General features: G+C 42.1%; 15 protein-coding genes. 9 read left to right on the top strand and 6 right to left on the bottom strand.

Going from position 1 to position 17,340, the window contains the following annotated elements:
* The 5 genes from IH879_07855 to IH879_07835 form a co-directional block, all read right to left on the bottom strand.
* Positions 1 to 1,101 (bottom strand): PQQ-dependent sugar dehydrogenase (locus IH879_07855; protein MCH7674850.1); only part of this gene is annotated, 1,101 nt, incomplete at its 3' end.
* 329 nt (positions 1,102 to 1,430) lie between these two features.
* The gene (locus IH879_07850; protein ID MCH7674849.1) at positions 1,431 to 2,378 is read right to left on the bottom strand and encodes an amidohydrolase; all 948 of its coding nucleotides are present in this window, start codon (positions 2,376 to 2,378) and stop codon (positions 1,431 to 1,433) included.
* Positions 2,375 to 2,770, bottom strand: a complete 396-nt coding sequence (locus tag IH879_07845) for a CoA-binding protein (GenBank protein ID MCH7674848.1) — start codon at positions 2,768 to 2,770, stop codon at positions 2,375 to 2,377. Before IH879_07845 ends, IH879_07850 begins: the two co-directional genes overlap by 4 nt.
* Positions 2,767 to 4,377 carry a hypothetical protein gene (locus IH879_07840; GenBank protein MCH7674847.1) on the bottom strand — a complete coding sequence of 537 codons (1,611 nt, stop codon included), beginning with the start codon at positions 4,375 to 4,377 and terminating at the stop codon, positions 2,767 to 2,769. The genes IH879_07845 and IH879_07840 overlap by 4 nt, the downstream gene beginning before the upstream one ends.
* A gap of 29 nt (positions 4,378 to 4,406) precedes the next feature.
* Positions 4,407 to 5,480: a hypothetical protein gene (locus IH879_07835; protein ID MCH7674846.1), complete on the bottom strand. Its 1,074-nt coding sequence runs from the start codon at positions 5,478 to 5,480 to the stop codon at positions 4,407 to 4,409.
* A gap of 421 nt (positions 5,481 to 5,901) precedes the next feature.
* Between IH879_07835 and IH879_07830 the strand changes: the two genes are divergently transcribed.
* Positions 5,902 to 6,924, top strand: coding sequence for a fructose-bisphosphate aldolase class I (locus IH879_07830; GenBank protein ID MCH7674845.1), 1,023 nt, complete (start codon positions 5,902 to 5,904; stop codon positions 6,922 to 6,924).
* 320 nt (positions 6,925 to 7,244) lie between these two features.
* Complete coding sequence (locus IH879_07825) at positions 7,245 to 8,408, top strand: AI-2E family transporter (protein ID MCH7674844.1); 1,164 nt, start codon at positions 7,245 to 7,247, stop codon at positions 8,406 to 8,408.
* A 73-nt stretch (positions 8,409 to 8,481) separates the two neighbouring features.
* Here the strand turns inward: IH879_07825 and IH879_07820 are convergent, their stop codons facing one another.
* The gene (locus IH879_07820) at positions 8,482 to 9,096 is read right to left on the bottom strand and encodes a nucleotidyltransferase family protein (GenBank protein ID MCH7674843.1); all 615 of its coding nucleotides are present in this window, start codon (positions 9,094 to 9,096) and stop codon (positions 8,482 to 8,484) included.
* Positions 9,097 to 9,313: 217 nt separating this feature from the next.
* Here IH879_07820 and IH879_07815 point away from each other — a divergent pair, with 217 nt between their 5' ends.
* From IH879_07815 to IH879_07785, 7 genes are all read left to right on the top strand, one after another.
* Complete coding sequence (locus tag IH879_07815) at positions 9,314 to 10,057, top strand: methyltransferase domain-containing protein (GenBank protein MCH7674842.1); 744 nt, start codon at positions 9,314 to 9,316, stop codon at positions 10,055 to 10,057.
* A 17-nt stretch (positions 10,058 to 10,074) separates the two neighbouring features.
* Complete coding sequence (gene bshC, locus IH879_07810) at positions 10,075 to 11,673, top strand: bacillithiol biosynthesis cysteine-adding enzyme BshC (GenBank protein ID MCH7674841.1); 1,599 nt, start codon at positions 10,075 to 10,077, stop codon at positions 11,671 to 11,673.
* A 40-nt stretch (positions 11,674 to 11,713) separates the two neighbouring features.
* On the top strand, positions 11,714 to 12,451 hold the full coding sequence (gene bshB1, locus IH879_07805; protein MCH7674840.1) for a bacillithiol biosynthesis deacetylase BshB1: 738 nt from the start codon (positions 11,714 to 11,716) through the stop codon (positions 12,449 to 12,451).
* A 142-nt stretch (positions 12,452 to 12,593) separates the two neighbouring features.
* Positions 12,594 to 13,706 (top strand): ATP-binding protein, encoded by a 1,113-nt coding sequence (locus IH879_07800; GenBank protein MCH7674839.1) that lies wholly within the window; start codon positions 12,594 to 12,596, stop codon positions 13,704 to 13,706.
* Positions 13,699 to 14,406 carry a DUF4276 family protein gene (locus tag IH879_07795; GenBank protein ID MCH7674838.1) on the top strand — a complete coding sequence of 236 codons (708 nt, stop codon included), beginning with the start codon at positions 13,699 to 13,701 and terminating at the stop codon, positions 14,404 to 14,406. The genes IH879_07800 and IH879_07795 overlap by 8 nt, the downstream gene beginning before the upstream one ends.
* Positions 14,407 to 14,522: 116 nt before the next feature.
* Positions 14,523 to 15,644, top strand: coding sequence for an N-acetyl-alpha-D-glucosaminyl L-malate synthase BshA (bshA, locus tag IH879_07790; GenBank protein ID MCH7674837.1), 1,122 nt, complete (start codon positions 14,523 to 14,525; stop codon positions 15,642 to 15,644).
* 1 nt (position 15,645) lies between these two features.
* Positions 15,646 to 17,046: a HAMP domain-containing histidine kinase gene (locus tag IH879_07785; protein MCH7674836.1), complete on the top strand. Its 1,401-nt coding sequence runs from the start codon at positions 15,646 to 15,648 to the stop codon at positions 17,044 to 17,046.
* The last annotated feature ends 294 nt before the right edge of the window (positions 17,047 to 17,340 follow it).

The raw sequence follows: 17,340 nt of genomic DNA, 5'->3' as shown, positions 1-17,340 counted from the left end.
GGAACCCAAAGCCGCATCGACGGGATTGCGAAACCCGGAAGCAAATTCCACACTGGTCCAACCACCCATGCTATCGGATCTGAGATTCAGAATAGGACCACGAAAAAAATCAGCATAAAAGAACGTTCCTTCATAGGGCTCTGGAAAGCTAAAATCATTTGGGAAATCTTTTTGTCTATAAGTCAGCAGGGCAATAACAGAAACCGATCCAGGCACATGTGGATAATCCAAAATCGGAAACACAGGATCCGGGGGGCTTAGAGGTGCTTCAGAATCCAATAGTTGATTTCCCTCGTATCGAGGCCAGCCGAAATTCTCGCCACCCAGACTTAAATCAAGTTCTTCACGCATGCTAAGACCCACATCACCGATAAATAATTGGTCCGTTTCAGGATCAATACTGAATCGAAACGGGTTCCTCAAACCGAATGCAAAAATCTCTTCCCGTTTCTCATCAGGTTCAGACGGAAAAATTGGATTATCTTCTGGAATGCTGCCATCGCGGTTGATGCGTAGTATTTTGCCGTGAAGAGTCGTTAGGTCTTGGACGAGATATTTCTTACCGTCATCACCGTGACTGATGTATAATGTCTTATCGCCGCCGAACCGCAAGGTACCGCCATTATGAAAACTTAGAGTGTCTGGCATCTGAATCAGAATTACCTGCGATCCAAGATCGATAGAAACACTGTCAGAATTGGGGTCGTTAAGGTCACCCTCTAAAGTGAATCTCGACACGTTGTTTGTTGAATCTTTACGTGTATGAAAAAGATAAACATAATTTGAATCCGGAAAATCAGGGTCGAGGGCAATGCCCAGAAGACCCTGTTCGGCGGAAAATATCAAGTCCGGAACTGTCAGCAATGGCTGCGATTTTAGAATACCATTTGTGATTAATTTGACCTCTCCGGTTTGATAGTTGATGATCAAGATTCGTTGCTCATCTGGCAGCAAAGCGAATCCAATGTCATTTCTAGCCAGCGCATCGTTTATTTCTATCACAGAAAACCCTTCGGGCAGGGTTTGAGAATAGCCAAACTCGAAACAAATGAGTAGGCAAATCAATACAAATAAAGCTTTATAACCAGGTGCAAGCGCCATTTGGAAGTTCCTCCTTCTAATTAATTAAATGAACTTAAATTTTGCCGAGGTGGCAGGTCCCGAAATTTCTGGTGCATAAAGATAACAAAAAGAGTCGTTAGGTTCTTACACTGGTGGGACATTCTTTAGCACTGAGGGGACACTATTGAGGTAAAAAGAGGGAAGTAGTTCTTTTAACCTTCCCCAACAAATCTGCTTCAAACCCGATCGCCACTCTCGCACATAAAATTTGTTATTCATAACCATGGCAGTGTGAAAAAATACCAAAGACTATTTATTGTGCACCATTCTTCCCATAAAAACTAAATTGGTTGGACAAAAAAGGAGGGCTATTTATCGGTTTTGCTAAAATCAACCTCTGGTAGAAACCCAAATCGAAATAATTTAATTGCATTTCCATGCATTACTTTGGCAAAGTCACTTTCGCTCAAATTCTCGTGAAGCAAGTTCACAAGGTCAGCGTATTTTTCATAATGATTTTGGCCGTAGTACGTTGCATCTGTTCCGAAAAGAACACGGTCGGCACCGAGTTCTTTGACCGCGGCCAGCACAAATTGCGGATCTGCCTGAGCGGTACCAAGGTAAAGATTAGCGTCCTTTTTCTCAATAGATTCTTTGACGGTTGCAATCGCTTCCTGGTACGCCCCGGTAAATCCCATGTGATAAAATATAACCGCAACGGTGGGACGCCGTTTTGCAGCCGTGTAGATTTTTTCGGGGCCGGAATTACTGCCAACTGCGCCGCAGTGAAAAACTGCCGGCACTTCATATTTCGCACACAGCTCCAGATAGCCATCGACAATGGCATCGTCTGCAGCAAACTGATTCATGTCCGGATGGAGCTTTACGCCGACAAAACCATGATCTCGCAGAAAGGGCTCAATGTTTGCCGGCGAGCCATCGGGATCACTTGGCCGTGCCCAGGCAAGAGCGCGAAGCAAGCCGGGATATTCCTGAACCGTCTCCAGCGTCATTTGATTGGCCGATTTTTCGTCTAAATCGAGAGTTGTACCAGGCAGGTGAGCACCGTCAATGTTTGAAATTAAGGCGAGGCGAATATCGAAACGGCGGAGGTTGCTGAGCAGTGTCTCGGTTTTCAAGTCGAAGCCGCGAAAGCTGCCGATATGCGCGTGAATATCGATGATTCCATATTCCGACCATCCAAGGTCACTACTTTCCTGAGACTGTGCGACCTCGCCGGTGTTGGAACAAACCGTAAAAACCCCTAAATGACCGAAGATAATTATTGCGAAAAAGAATTTTAAACAAAATCTCATGCCTTTAATCGAGTTTCCACCATGATGCAAGAATTAGCAATATAATTAAAACTGTTTTGCTGCAAAAAGGCGATTACTTCCGGACTTTCTGCGCCGGGCTGAACCCAAACATTCATTAGATCCAAATCAAGACATTGTTGTAAAATTTTTAGTGTTGTTGACGGAGGGACAACGAAATTCGTAATGGTAGGTTTACCAGGAATATCCCCAACATTCGAGAATGCAGGATCGCCGTCGACAGAAGTTCTTTGCGGGTTCACCGGGTAAACTGTGAAACCCTTCTGCTTGAGATCGCGATAGATGACGTGGCCGTATTTGGATGAATTATCAGTAGCGCCAATCACGGCAATAGAAACATTCGGCTCATCGAGTAACTTTGTAATATCATTCATTCGTTCGCCTTAAGCTGCCATTGGCCATCCCAGTCCAGCATTTCATAGCGATCGGTCATCGGGAAGTTAGGCGGTCTTTGGTCTTCCAAACGTTTATCCGTGCGAATTCTTGTAGCATAACGCGGTTCCGTTGCTGACAATGAACCGGCGGTCAAACTTCCGTAAATAAAAAGAGTCGCACCTCGTTTCCCACCCCGGTGGCGAACACGAAACCTTCCTTTGGCGTAAATTGCAGCAAAAATGTTTAAATCTCCCGGACCGGTAACCGACGGATGAGCAATTTCAACGTCTTTGTCACTGACAATGCCGAGGTAATCTTCTGCGGTGAAGGAAATTTCCGGGTGGCGGGCATAGGTTATATCATCATCAATAACAATCTTGCCCGGCGAGTAAACAAGCACCTTACCTCTAAGAACCCCTTTTAAATGCAGTTTCTTTTTTTTGCTTCCGATGATAAAAAATGGCTGATCTGAAAAATTCTGCCGATGTTCTTCGTTCTGAGCAGAATCAATTTTCCAGGTATAACCACCATCGCCTCGAAAAGTAATCCAGGTCTCTTCTTGAAATGTATGAATATTACTTTCGGAAATAGTTGAATCGTTTGACAAGGGCAGAAATTTTTTCGGTAACCTTATCGCTTTGACGCCGGTTTCAAGCCCGCCGAGAAATACTTTCTTTCGATCGAGATATGGAAATCCACTCTGGCTGATATTGATGTCATACGATGCGGTCGTCACCTTGCCTTTAAACTTAGGTTTGACGCCCCGGCTGCTCAAAAGAGTAATTTTTGTATTTGAATGAAATCGGCCTTCGAGAACATCGTCGTGAATCGCAACATTGGGGTCCCAGTAATCGATGAACTGGGCAAAACTAGAAAAAGCCAGGCGCTTCATGCGAAGTTCGGAGGTTACCTCATTGCCGTTGTCCTCTGTGCTAATTTCTATCAAAAGCTCATCGATGTCCATAGAAGTTTTGGCTGCCTCATGAAAAAACTTAGCAGTATATTCAGTTCCTTTGTGTTTCCAAACTAACGTTGAATCTGGCAAGTGCATTTTATTAAAATCATGCGCCCATTTTTTGAATTTCTTACGCAGCATTTTTTGCTGTTTCCGACTCATTGGAATCTTTATGGAAACCGGCCTGGGACGATCCGAAATGAGTTTTGGTCTTAGCAATGTGGTCGGTTCAAGAGTACCGACCAGCTTTTCTCTAACGCTGGCTTTATTTTCAGCTTTAGTTTCGGACTTTGCGGACGCATCGATTTCTTCACCCAACTGCTCAATTTGCGAAGCTAAGTTTTGACGGCGTGGTTCTCTTGACTCAGAAATTCTATATTCTTGAAGTAAGTTTTCTTTTCGTTCGTCTGTTTTTTTTCTCTCATCGGCCCGGGAAGACGAATTGTCAAATTCATCGACAGGAAAGAAAACAAAATCGAATACTAACGGCGGCTTGTAAAAAGGTGGGGATTGGAAGAAACTTAGAATCAGCGAGCCTGCTAATAGAAATAAGAAGTGAAATACCACGGATGCTGCACAAGCGTACCTAAATGAAAACGGTTTTTTAAGGATACCTACAAATTGGAGTTTCAGGTCTTGTGCGTAGCGCATGATGCTTCAAAAAGTTACAACCGCTTATTCTAATTTTTCACTTTACATTTATATGGAGGATGCAATGCATCGGTGAAATCACCCACGGTCAGTTTTATCAGTTCATCATCGAACACCAAAAAAGGCACTGGCCCGGTTGGTTCATCTTTTTTCTTTTTTCCGAATAGGCTTTTCGCAAAACCGAACCCTTTCTTTTTGATATTTGTGACATCCGTCTCTTGAGAGTCTTCGGTATCTTTTTCTCCTTGCCCGGCATTCAGAACAATACTGTACATTTCACCGTGGGTCACGATAGGGTAAAAACCTTCGAGTTTGCTAATTTGCTCCGCTATATTTTGCTGATCGGCGAAAGAAACATCCTGGTCTTTGTTCGCCTGCTTAATTTTTTCCAGGTACCCCCCTCCTAACAGGTTTTGCTTCATAAAATCGAATTCCAATCCCAATTTCTCGAAATAGTTTTTTCCGAAAGCCCGCTCTATTTCCAACGCTTTACGAATTTCAGCCGTCATCTTTGTCATATCGGTTTTGACAGAGGCGCTGTCCAGTCTTACCAAACCCGTTTGCTTATTGCGCGATTTTGTGTAGAAAGTGATTAAGAATTGATTACACAGAAAATTATTACGAGTTACCTCACCACTTAATTTATCCACTTCAAATTTCTGAGCAAGAATTTCGATATTGCTTTCCCTCTCTTCTTCATCTAAATCTTTATACTTATCTTGCCCTGCTCTCATTTGCTGCATAATACCTTTAAAACTCTTTTGCGATTCCTTGGTCTCCTCAGTTACAAGAGGCCGGGTCTCGCATTTCTTTTTCTTGCGGTTTATTTTATGAATTTTATTTTCACTCACATTAATGATTTCGTCCGAGCCTTTCGGGTAAAATTTGCCAAAAATTTTGCCGCCAATTCCCTTCCATTTGCCCTTGTTTTTACTTTTAGATGCTTTAATATTTGCAGTTATGATTTCATTTACTTCACTCGTTACGGTGCCAATTTTATCTATCTTCAGCTTTGACTTTTTTACTTTCCTGACACCCTCTTCAGCAAAACTCTGGCTTGCTAAGATAAACACCAAAATCAAGGTTGAAAGAATTGTTCGCATCGTTTCCTCCAAAAAAAAGAATTGTGAATTCGCTGTTCGGTTGAAACCAGCTTATGAAATGAGAATTGATCTAGGCCAAGTGAATATTTTAAAATAATCCTTTTGCTCTAAAAAAGCAAGGATTTTAAGACTGCGCCTTTGGCGGGCGTTGAGGCTGATTGGCGCCGTTTGGAGGATTAAGGCCTTTTTGAGATGCGGAGGCTTGCAAAGGGTTTATTTTCTATCTTAGTTACGCTAATCTTTTGAATGGTGACTATTAATTAATGTTATTAACATCTGCCAGCCACCTAAATTTGAAATTTCCTTAACACCGCAATTTATCTTGACTGAATGAGGGAGTTTCCTTATGTTATAACACCGAAAATGAACTATATCCATAAAACATAAAATAATCTTTACAAACTGAGGAGATATAAAAGCAATGAACACGGACGAACTCAAATCCGTAGCCACGACGCTTGTCTCAAAAGGCAAAGGTATCCTTGCTGCCGACGAAAGCTCTGGTACAATAAAAAAACGGTTTGATAGCATAAACCTCGAATCTACTGAAGAAAACCGTCGCTCCTATCGCGAGCTATTGTTTACCACGCAAGGAGCGGAGGAATTCATTAGTGGCGTAATCTTATTTGATGAGACCCTTCGCCAGAAGAGCAAAGACGGCATCCCCCTGCCCGAAGTGCTTGCAAAGAAAGGTATCATACCCGGCATCAAAGTGGACAAGGGCGCTAAGGAGCTAGCCGGCTTCCCGGGAGAAAAAATAACCGAAGGTCTGGACGGATTGCGGGAGCGCCTCAGCGAGTACCGAGACCTTGGTGCGCGTTTTACGAAATGGCGGGCTGTGATCACAATCGGCGCTGGATTACCAAGCCAATTTTGTATTGATGCCAATTCACATGCGCTTGCCCGCTACGCAGCTTTGTGTCACGAGGCAGGGCTGGTTCCAATAGTTGAACCTGAAGTCTTAATGGATGGCAATCATACCATTGAACGTTGTGAGGAAGTTACCACCGCTACTCTAAAGAGCCTTTTCTCTGAACTTAAAAATCATAAGGTAGCTCTTGAGGGAATTCTACTTAAACCAAACATGGTTCTCTCCGGTAAAGATTGCCCCGCACAGGCAGGTGTTAGTGAAATAGCAGAAGCCACAATACGTTGCTTCCGCCAAACTGTCCCCGAAGAGATGCCCGGGATTGTCTTCCTGTCCGGCGGACAATCACCGCAAGAAGCTACAGCACACCTGAATGCTATGAACGCTCTTGGAAGCCATCCATGGGAACTCAGTTTCTCCTATGGGCGAGCGTTACAAGAACCAGTATTAAAAGCTTGGATGGGGCAAGCAGAGAATGTCACTAAAGCGCAAGAGACGTTTTACCATCGAGCCGAATGCAACGGTGCTGCGCGTCACGGCAACTATTCGCCAGATATGGAAAGAATCGCCGCCTAAATGGCTTGTCAATCAGCTTCTCCGCAACTATCCTTTAATAATCGTGGTCAAACACATGTTCTTAAATTCAGGGGTTGACGCATCACCTCCATAGAATTACTTTGCTATCTACATAGTTTATCTCTGTAAAGAAATCGAAGCAGCTTAGTCAAGGTTAATCTAAATCGAAAATCAAAAGCTCCATTCCCATTTGGGTAGAGCTTTTTTTGTTTTATTCGGTGTTCAAATTTCAGCTTGACTTTTTTGGCAATTTTTTCAAGCGCTGGCTGAACTCCGAACTAATCCTTGAAAAACTCCTAAAACATATTTAACTTCAATTTATGTCCAAAGACCAGCCAAACAAAGATAACAGAATCAACCCCCTTGATAAACAACGTGCAGAAAAATTCAGCCGGGTTTATCTACTTTTGCTGCTTCTGCTTACTTCAATTTTATTCTTTAACCTTATTAAAATTTTCTTAGTGACCATTTTGCTGGCTGCGGTTTTCACCGCCCTGTTTTATCCACTTTATGAAAAATTTCTTAAAGTCTTCCGGAATAGCCGGGGCGCCAGCGCAATCTTGTGTTGTTTGGTCTTGCTGCTCGGATTGATGGTCCCGGTTTACATCATAGCTGATTTGGTATCGAGAGAAGCGATTGATCTTTACAAGACCGCCGAGCCAAAAATTAGTGAAATCATTAACAAAGGTGATGAAGGATTCCTGGGAAAGATCAAGAATTACCCCATCCTCAAACAGTTCCATCTCGACACAATCGACTGGCAATCTTCGCTGCAGGATATCGCCAAAAACATGGCAAATATTATCGGCAAAGTCATTAACAAGACTTTCAAAGGAACGTTTCACGTCCTAACGGACCTATTTATTACGCTATTTATTATGTTTTACTTCTTCAGAGACGGCGACAAATTGATTAACCGGATCAAATATCTAAGTCCTCTCGATGACCGGCATGAAGAAGTTTTGATGCACCGATTTGTTTCCGTTTCGCGCGCGACTGTAAAAGGGACATTATTGATTGGCCTGGCGCAGGGAACTCTTGGCGGCCTGACTCTCTGGATTTTTGGCGTCGCATCGCCAATTCTTTGGGGGGCAGTGATGGTCATTCTCTCCATCATTCCACTGGTAGGTGGTTGGCTGGTTTTATACCCCGCAGCAATTATTCAGCTTATCCTGGGAAATACCTGGGAAGGAATTGCGATCATGATTGTCGCTGCTGTAGTAATTTCCAACGTGGATACATTATTAAGACCCAGGCTGGTGGGGCGTGATGCGGGCATGCACGATCTGTTGATTTTTTTCTCGACGATCGGCGGCATCAGTTTGTTCGGCATTATGGGATTTATTATCGGTCCGGTCATCGCCGTCTTCTTTTTGACCATATTGGATATTTACAGCATTGAGTTTGAATCAACGCTTGATATTGCTCAAGACTCGAGTTCGCGTGTCGGTAAAATAAAAGAGGGTAAATCGCAGAAAAGTTAAAACTACTCTTGTCGCCGCTCCTCAATTTTTTTCTTCAATTTTTGACAAACCTTTGGTAGAAAAAGACACCGAACTAAGCGACTCGACTTTCCAAAATGGTTCTCATTTTGGAAAAATCTTCGGGAGTGTCGATATCAAGAGACTGCTCCGGAGGAATTTCCACAGTTGCAATTTCTCCAGGAAAACGTTTGAGCAGAGAGCGGGCACCAACATCTCCTTGAAGCTGCCAAAGGTCATTAAAATACTTTCGGTGAAACAAGACCGGGTTTCCGGTTATTGGGTCGTATTGTCCGGCGATGATTTTTTTATCACCATCGCTGAACAATTCAAGAAAACAATTTAAAGTTTGCGGTTGCAAGTTTGGTTGATCTGCCAAAAGAATCAGTGCACCGTCTGTAGACGAAGCAACCATTTTAAGACCCGCTTTTAGAGAGGCACTTATTCCCGATTGGTAATTACTGTTATGCACAACAGTAACTTCGAACTGGCTCAAATAACTTTGGACTTCTTCAAAACCTTTTCCTGCCACAACAAAACCCTGAGTCACCTTTGAAGCCAGCACATTTTCCACAGACCACTGAAGAATTGTCTTACCAGCGATTTTTAGCAGAAGTTTATTTTCCTTCCCCATCCGGCTGGAAGTACCTGCGGCCAACAAAATCGCAGCGACATTTTTTTGGGAATTCATGATCTATTTTTTGGATGAATGGCTTGAATTTGGTTTTTAAGAAACCACCCTGGATTTAAATTAAAACCAATATATGGAATTCTTGATTCCCTGTCAAAAAAAAATCTGGCAGGTAGTGAAGCGAAATTATCAGGCTTTTCTCTACCCCCAAAAAACTAATTGAAATTCGCGCTGAAATTTCTTAGCTTCAACAGTTTAAGTTAACTTAAAGGAAACAATGACCTGGTACAAGGATTGGTTCGGCGAAGACTATCTAAAAGTCTATCCGCACCGCGACGAAGTGGAAGCAAAAAAGCAAGTTGATTTTGTTGCAAATGTTCTCGACTTAAAACTGGCAAAAAAAATTCTTGATCTGGGCTGCGGCAACGGCCGGCATGCTAATGAGCTCTCCGGGAAAGGATATCACGTTACCTGCCTCGATTTATCCTCAGTGCTTGTATCTTTGGCCAAGGAAAAATACGGCTCTGCAAGCTGCTGCATACGCTTTGTCCGGGCTGATATGCGGCACATTCCCTTTGCAAATGCATTTGATTCAGTGGTGAGTTTTTTTACTACCTTTGGTTACTTTAAAACCGATGCAGAGAATTTGCAGACACTCAAAAGTATCCAGGCAGCGCTTAAACCCGGTGGATCATTTTTTCAGGATTACTTGAACAAAGAATACGTGGTAGAAAATCTCGTGCCGGTTGACTCGCGGCAGGTGAACGGTTTCGAAATTATCCAGGAACGCCAGTATAACCGGACAGCAGAGCGCATTGAAAAAAAAATCACTTTGAAGGAAAATGGTGAAGCCCGAGAATATTTCGAATCGGTGCGACTTTATACCCTCGAGGAGATGAAAAGTTTGCTTGCCAAAACCAGGTTGAAATTGGAAAAAACGTTTGGTGATTTTGATGGCAGCTCGTTTAACAGCAAAAGTCCGAGACTGCTCTTAGTTGGCAAAAAGGAGCCGTCAAATTGAAAACGTCGATAAGCCAAATGCCCGGTGTCAAACCGTTGGTCGCCGATTATTTAACTGATTTTACCAAGGTCTCTGAGTTTTACAATGGCGATTACCGGCAGCCGAAAGACTTTCTGGATAGAACTGATTCAGTAAAGTCGCGAGAGCTGCCTTTGGGACAACTCGTGCCTATTCTAAAAGAGCAAAATCAAAAGTTCGGCTGCGGAGTGCAAACTTTAGAAAAAATTGACCTGCTGCTGGAAAGGCGCGCGTGTGCTGTCGTTACCGGGCAGCAAACGGGTTTGTTTGGCGGACCGCTTTTCACTATTTACAAAGCCCTCACTGCCATCAAACTTGCCGAACGTTTGAGCCGGACTTGCGAGGGGTGTTTCGTCCCCGTTTTCTGGCTGGCTTCGGATGATCACGACTTTCTCGAAGTGAACCACATTAATATCAATGATAAAAGCAATCAACCTTTAAAAATAACTTATAACGGCCATAGTAGCGACAACAAAATTCCGGTTTCCGAGATTAAACTAAACGACCAAGTTGACTCGCTTTTGCAAAAGTTAGATGATGAAACCAATCGATCGGAATTCAAAGCAGAGATTTTAAACCAACTGTCGGCGGCTTACCTTCCTGAAACAATTTTTTCGCAAGCTTTTGGGGCCTGGCTCACAGCGCTTTTTAAGACATTTGGCCTCATTCTCATCGACGCCAGCGATACAAGAATCAAGAAATTAGGCGCGACGGTTTTTAGAAAAGAAATTGCTGAAGACTCCCCGTCTACTAAAAGTGCAATTGCGGCATCTACCCGGTTGAACGAAAAAAATTACCATTCGCAAGTGCAACTCAAACAAAGTTTTTTAAACCTGTTTTATGTAGAAAGAGAGAGAAACTCTATCGAAATTAAGGACGGCAGCTTTTCGGTTAAGGGCACTGAGAACTCGTTTACGAAAGACGAACTCCTGCATAAATTGGAAACCCAGCCAGAACGATTTAGTCCGAATGTACTGTTGCGCCCTTTGTACCAGGATGCGCTTTTACCGACTGTTGCTTATGTCGCCGGGTCTGCTGAACTTGCTTATTACGCGCAAATGAAGGGGATTTACGACGTTTTCGATATTCCAATGCCAATCATTTATCCCAGAAAAAGCCTGACATTATTGGAAGGCAAAATCGAAAAAGTTTTGGACAATTACGATTTGAAAGTCCCGGATTTTTGGAACAATGTTGAAGCTCTGATTAACGAAATCGCCAAAGCGCAGTTACCTGAGTCACTGGAAAAACGAATTAGGTGTGCCTCTTTATGTGTAAACAAGAATTTACAGGCGCTTGAAGACACAGTCATTGAATTTGAGCCGACTTTAAAAAACACGGTCGAAAATGTGAAGGGCCGGATTCTGGGCCAGATGGATGGTTTGGAAAAAAAGATTTTGCAGGCTTATAAAAAACGCAACGAGGTCATCGGACAGCAGATTCATAAAGCCCAAAACAGTCTTTATCCAAATAATAATTTTCAGGAACGGGAGCTGAATATCCTGCCGTATTTGTTTAAATATGGATTGGGTTTCATCGACCAACTTTATGAGTCTCTGGATATTTCAAATTTTGAGCACCAAGTTATAAAAATTTAAAACCGCGCGAATTTCATTCATTTTATAAATTAAGAAAAAAATGCACATTGATGTTTTAGCATTCGGCGCACACCCGGACGACATCGAATTAACCTGCGCCGGCACAATTATCAAGCTTGGCGCAATGGGTTACAAAACCGGGGTGATCGCCTTAACCCGGGGCGAGCTGGGTACTCGCGGTACTGCCGAAATCCGGGCGCAGGAGTTCGAGGCAGCAGAGAAAATCATGGGCCTCTCGGTGCATAAAATGCTTGATATTCCCGACGGGAATATTGCAGCAACTCAGGAGAACAAACTTAAAGTCATTCGGGAAATCCGTAAACATAAACCGAGGATTGTGTTTGCGCCTTACTGGAAAGTACGCCACCCGGACCACGGGCATGCCTCGCACCTGGTTCGCGAGGCCGCTTTCTTTTCCGGTCTAAAAAAAATCGACACAGGGCAGGAAGCTCACCGGCCGTTTAAAGTCATTTACTATCCTGGCCGCTTCGAATTTGTACCGTCATTTATTGTCGATGTTTCGGAATACCATGGGCAAAAAGTGGAAGCGATTCAGGCCTATAAATCGCAATTTCATAACCCTGAAAAAAACAAATACGGCGATGAAGAAACAAATATCAGCACACCTGAGTTTCTTGAGGCGATTATTACACGAGATAAGCAGTACGGTTCGTATATCGGGGTTAAATATGGCGAACCCTTCTTGGTTCGGGAGGCGATGCGGTTAGATGATCCAGTTGACTTTTTCGGCCCTGAGTATTTAACCGGGATTCAGTAACATAAAGCCGTGGCGACACAGAGTTCCATTAGATTTGGTTAAGAATTTTTTATTTTGATCTCTGAGGAACATTTCTTTGAAAGTTGGTATTCTCAATAATAAGTTTATTTTTACTTATTGAATCTTATAAGAGAGTGAAAATATGATTTTGACAAAACTTAATTATCGCGAAAATGAAGGTATGGCCAATTATTGGAAAATCGATGATTTACATTTTGGCATGCTAAATTTAATTATTGCACTAAACGCGACAGGAAAAACAAGATTAGTAAATGTAATTTCAAATTTGGCAAAAATATTGTCAAAAAAAACATCAATTAGAAATGGCATCTGGGATCTCGAATTCAAAACCGATACTAATGAAAAGTACAAGTATAAATTAACAATTGTAAACAGACAGATAAAAAAGGAAGAGATAAAAATAGGCGCTAAAATTCTATTGAAGAGAGAACTAGATAAAGGAACTATTTATTCATACAAATCTAAAAAGAAATTGCGTATTAGGCCCCCTAAAAATGAGTTGATTCCCCAGGTGCGCCGAGACATTCAAGAGTTTCCGTACTTGGAAGAAATTTTTGAGTGGGCTGATAGTTTCCTTGGATATCAGTTTACTAATGTCAGGCCCAATACCTTCTTATTAGTTGCCAATGAAGCTGAAGAAAATCTCGAAGATTTAGGTGCTACGCCAATGCTTTTAGAAAGAGCGCTTAAAGATAAAAATATTACGAAATCAATAATTGAAGATTTTACATGTATAGGGTATCCTATTAATAAAGTATCTGTTAAATCGACATTGGTATCGGGAATCGCTAATCCCGTCTTAATGACAAGTGTACAAGAAAATGATCTCGAATGTGAGATAGAGCAACTAACAATGTCACAGGGTATGTATAGAGCTTTTTCAATGATAGTTATTTTAAATTACATTCTCCACCAACAAAAAAAATGCACGATTGTTATCGATGATGTAGGAGAGGGATTAGATTTTGAACGATCATCTTCATTAACAAAGTTATTAATAAAAAAACTCAAAGGAACTGAGATTCAAATGATAATGACGTCCAATGACAGATTTTTAATCAACACTGTTCCATTGAAATATATCAATATTTTGGAAAGAAAAAGTCATATTGTTAAGTCGTACAATTACCACAATAGTAAAAAAATATTTGATGACTTTAAATATACAGGTTTAAACAACTTTGATTTACTGAGTAGTAAAATGTTTAGACCTAATGGGGAAGATCTTGGTTAAGGTTGGTTTTTTTGTGGAAGGTCAAACTGAAAGGATATTTTTAGTAAAGTATCTTGCGGAATATCTGGCAGGAGAGCACAATTTTTCAAGAACAGAAATTCAACATTTGGGGAGTAGAGGCACTAAAATATTGACTACCCGAAATTATCCGGAGTCAAATTATTATGTGCTCATTTTTGATTGTTCGGGGGACGGCAATGTTATTCCAGCCCTAAGAGATCGTGCTCAAAATATGATTAACCAAGAGAAGTATCAATACTTAATAGCCATTCAAGATCTTTATGATCGTCCAAGAAGTAGAAAACGAGAAGTTATAACTTCTTTCAACGAATTGTTTTCACATACCACCTATTTCGATAATCTAAAGTTTGTTTTAGCAATCATGGAAATAGAATCTTGGTTTATTGCCGACTATAATTTGTTTCAAAGAATTAATCCCATTGCTACGCCTGAATATATTCGAAATCAGTTGAATATTGACGTAATAAATACCAATCCGGAAACGCATAGACATCCATCTGAAGTCATTAATCGAATATATCAGCTTTTCGGACAGACTTATAAAAAAAGAGAAGAGCAATCTTATTCAATTGTGAGTAGGATTGATTATGATTTTTTGTACTCAGATGAGGTTAAAAACCGAGTTAAGAGCTGGAGTTATTTTGCAAATATAGTTGACACTGTTTTCGAGAGGGATTAAGGTAACTAAATGACATATGAATCTCGGAGAAACTTCTGTTCAAAATCTTTCAGTAAATGTCATTGTTCTCTGTGCCTCTTTGGCAAATGATTTCATAACCTTTTAGAAAGGTACTCATGAGAATAGCAATCGTCTGTTATCCGACTCACGGCGGCAGCGGCGTCGTTGCCTCCGAATTGGCGCTTGGGCTCGCTGAACGCGGCCATGAAATCCATATCGTCAGTTACGCCACGCCATTCCGGCTGCGCTCATTTAGTCAAAATGTGTTCATTCATGAAGTGGAGGTCGCTTCTTATCCCCTGTTCAAATATCCGCCCTACGCCTTAAGCCTTTCGGCAAAGCTGGCAGATATTGACGAAGAGTATAATCTCGACCTCATTCATGCTCATTACGCAGTTCCCCATGCTGCCAGCGCTTTTTTAGCCAAAAGTATTTTGAGAAAAGAAAAGTTGAAAATTGTGACGACTTTACACGGGACAGATATTACCCTGGTGGGCGCCGACAAATCGTTTTATCGCGTCATCAAATTCAGCATCGAAGAATCTGACGGGGTGACGGCGGTTTCTAACTTTCTTAAAAATCGTACTATCAAAGAATTCAATATTGAAAAGGACATTCGGGTGATTTATAATTTCATCGACACCAACCGATGCTCCGACAGTTTCACAGACTGCAACAAAGAAAAATACGCGCCAAATGGCGAGAAGATTCTTATGCACGCCTCTAATTTCCGTCCGGTGAAAAGGGTCAGCGACGTGGTGCGAATTTTTGCTAAAGTACAGGAGAAAATTCCGGCCAAACTTTTGCTCGTGGGAGAGGGGCCGGAGCGGCTTTTTGTGCAGCAACTTGTGAAAGAAATGAATCTCACCGATCACGTTTGGTTTCTTGGCCAGCAAGACTATATCGAACATGTGCTGAGTTGTTCCGACCTGTTTATTCTGCCAACAGAACAGGAAAGTTTTGGTCTGGTTGCTTTGGAGGCGCATGCTTGCAGCGTTCCGGTGGTTGGCGCCGCAACCGGCGGCTTGCCCGAAGTGGTCAAAGACGGCGAAACCGGTTTCCTTCTGCCAGTCGGGGAAATTGCACAGATGGCGCAAAAATCACTTGAGCTGTTGACGGATGACAAATTGAATCAGGCCTTTCGCAACAACGCCAAAAAACGCGCGGTCACATGCTTTGACCGGGAGTTAATTATTCCCCAATATGAAGCTTATTATGAGGAAATTTTGAATCGCTAAGATGCCCACATTTTCAATTCGTTCCCACCTCCTCTTTCTTTTCACTTTACAAGTCATCATAATTATTTTTGTAGGCGGTTTTTACTTAGATTGGCGGTTACGCCAAACCCTCGATAACGAGCTTGCGGACAAACTGGAAAGCTTGGCCAAAGCGATTGCACTGCAAATTGACGGCGAGCTCCTGCAGAATATTTTTCCGGGCGACGAGGAAACTCGCACCTACAAAAATCTACTTGAACAATTAGAAACTTTCAAAAGCCAGACCAATATCCGCAGAATTTATATCTTTTCTAAAAATAAAAAAACATTTGTGGACACAAATCCTTCAATACCCATTGGTAATGACTTGATTTTTATACCCATAACACCCGAAGAAACTGAGGCGTTGTTCTCTGGGAGCACAGTCAATTCCACTCTTTTCGAAGGTAGTGATGGCCGCCTGTACAAAACAAGCTTTACACCCATTATATCAGCAGAGCAGGTTGTTGCGGCCTTGGCATTAGAAGCAAGCGCCCATACCCTCGAGGCTATTCAAACGGTTCGGAGAGATCTCCTAATTTTAGGAACAGCGGTTCTGGCCGGATCTATTTTCATTGGATTCTTATTTTCTAAAAGAATAACGACGCCAATCAACCGCTTGAAGTCGGCAGCCCAGAAGATTACCAAAGGAGATTATGAAAGCGAAATACAAATTGAATCTTCAGACGAAATCGGTTTTTTGGGCCAAACTATGGAAGAAATGCGGCGAGCGATTATCCAAAGAGACACCCGGCAAAAAGCGATGCTGGCCGGAGTAGCCCATGAAATCAGGAACCCATTAGGCGGTATCGAATTGTTTGCAGGACTGCTGGCCAATGAACTAAAAGATGAAAAAGCCATGAATGAAGCGGAGAAAATTAAAAAGGAGGTCCAGAATTTAAAAAAAATCGTAAACGATTTTCTCAATTATGCACGACCCAATAAGGCCAAAAAAGAAAATTGTGTTGTAAAAGATATTTTCGAGGAAGCTAAATTTCTTCTAGCGCAGGACTTGAACGGTTATGAAGTTGAATTTTTCGAAGACAAAAAAACCAGTAAAATTTTTGTGGACCCGCAGCACCTCAAACAAATTTTTTTGAACTTGCTGAAAAACTCGGTCGAAGCAATGGGCGGCTCCGGTACGATTAAACTCGAAATCAGAGGCCCAAACAATCTGAATTTCTCCGATACCGGACCCGGAATTCCAAATGAGTTCCAGGAAAAAATTTTCGAGCCTTTTTTCACTAAGCGAAAGGACGGCACAGGCCTTGGACTGGCCATCGTCAAGAGTCTGGTGGAAGAGAATGGTGGAGGAATTCGGCTCATTCAAAATATAAACTCCGGTGCAAAATTTGAATTTTCACTTAGTAAACCTCTTTCCTAACCTGGACAAGCCCCGTGGGATACAGACCCAACGGGGCAAGCCGAAAATTCCAGATATCAAATAACAAATCCCAAGCTTCTCCCCGAATGTTCCCCGATTAAAGAATTCGGGGACAAGTTTAGTCGGGGATAAAACTCAAACTGCAAATTACAATAAACAAAACTATCAAGTGACTTTGTCTTTGTTTGATGCCGAACCGTCGGCATCGGAAATTGGGCATTGGATTTTATCCCGCCTTCCCGGGATGCCGAGCCGTCGGCATTTGTTATTTGGCTTTTGCGCTTTGTGATTTCA

This window comes from candidate division KSB1 bacterium, assembly GCA_022562085.1.
In the GTDB taxonomy this organism is placed as follows: domain Bacteria; phylum Zhuqueibacterota; class Zhuqueibacteria; order Oceanimicrobiales; family Oceanimicrobiaceae; genus Oceanimicrobium.
The sequence above is the reverse complement of the archived record's forward strand: the minus strand, read 5'-3'. Positions and strand labels throughout refer to the sequence as shown.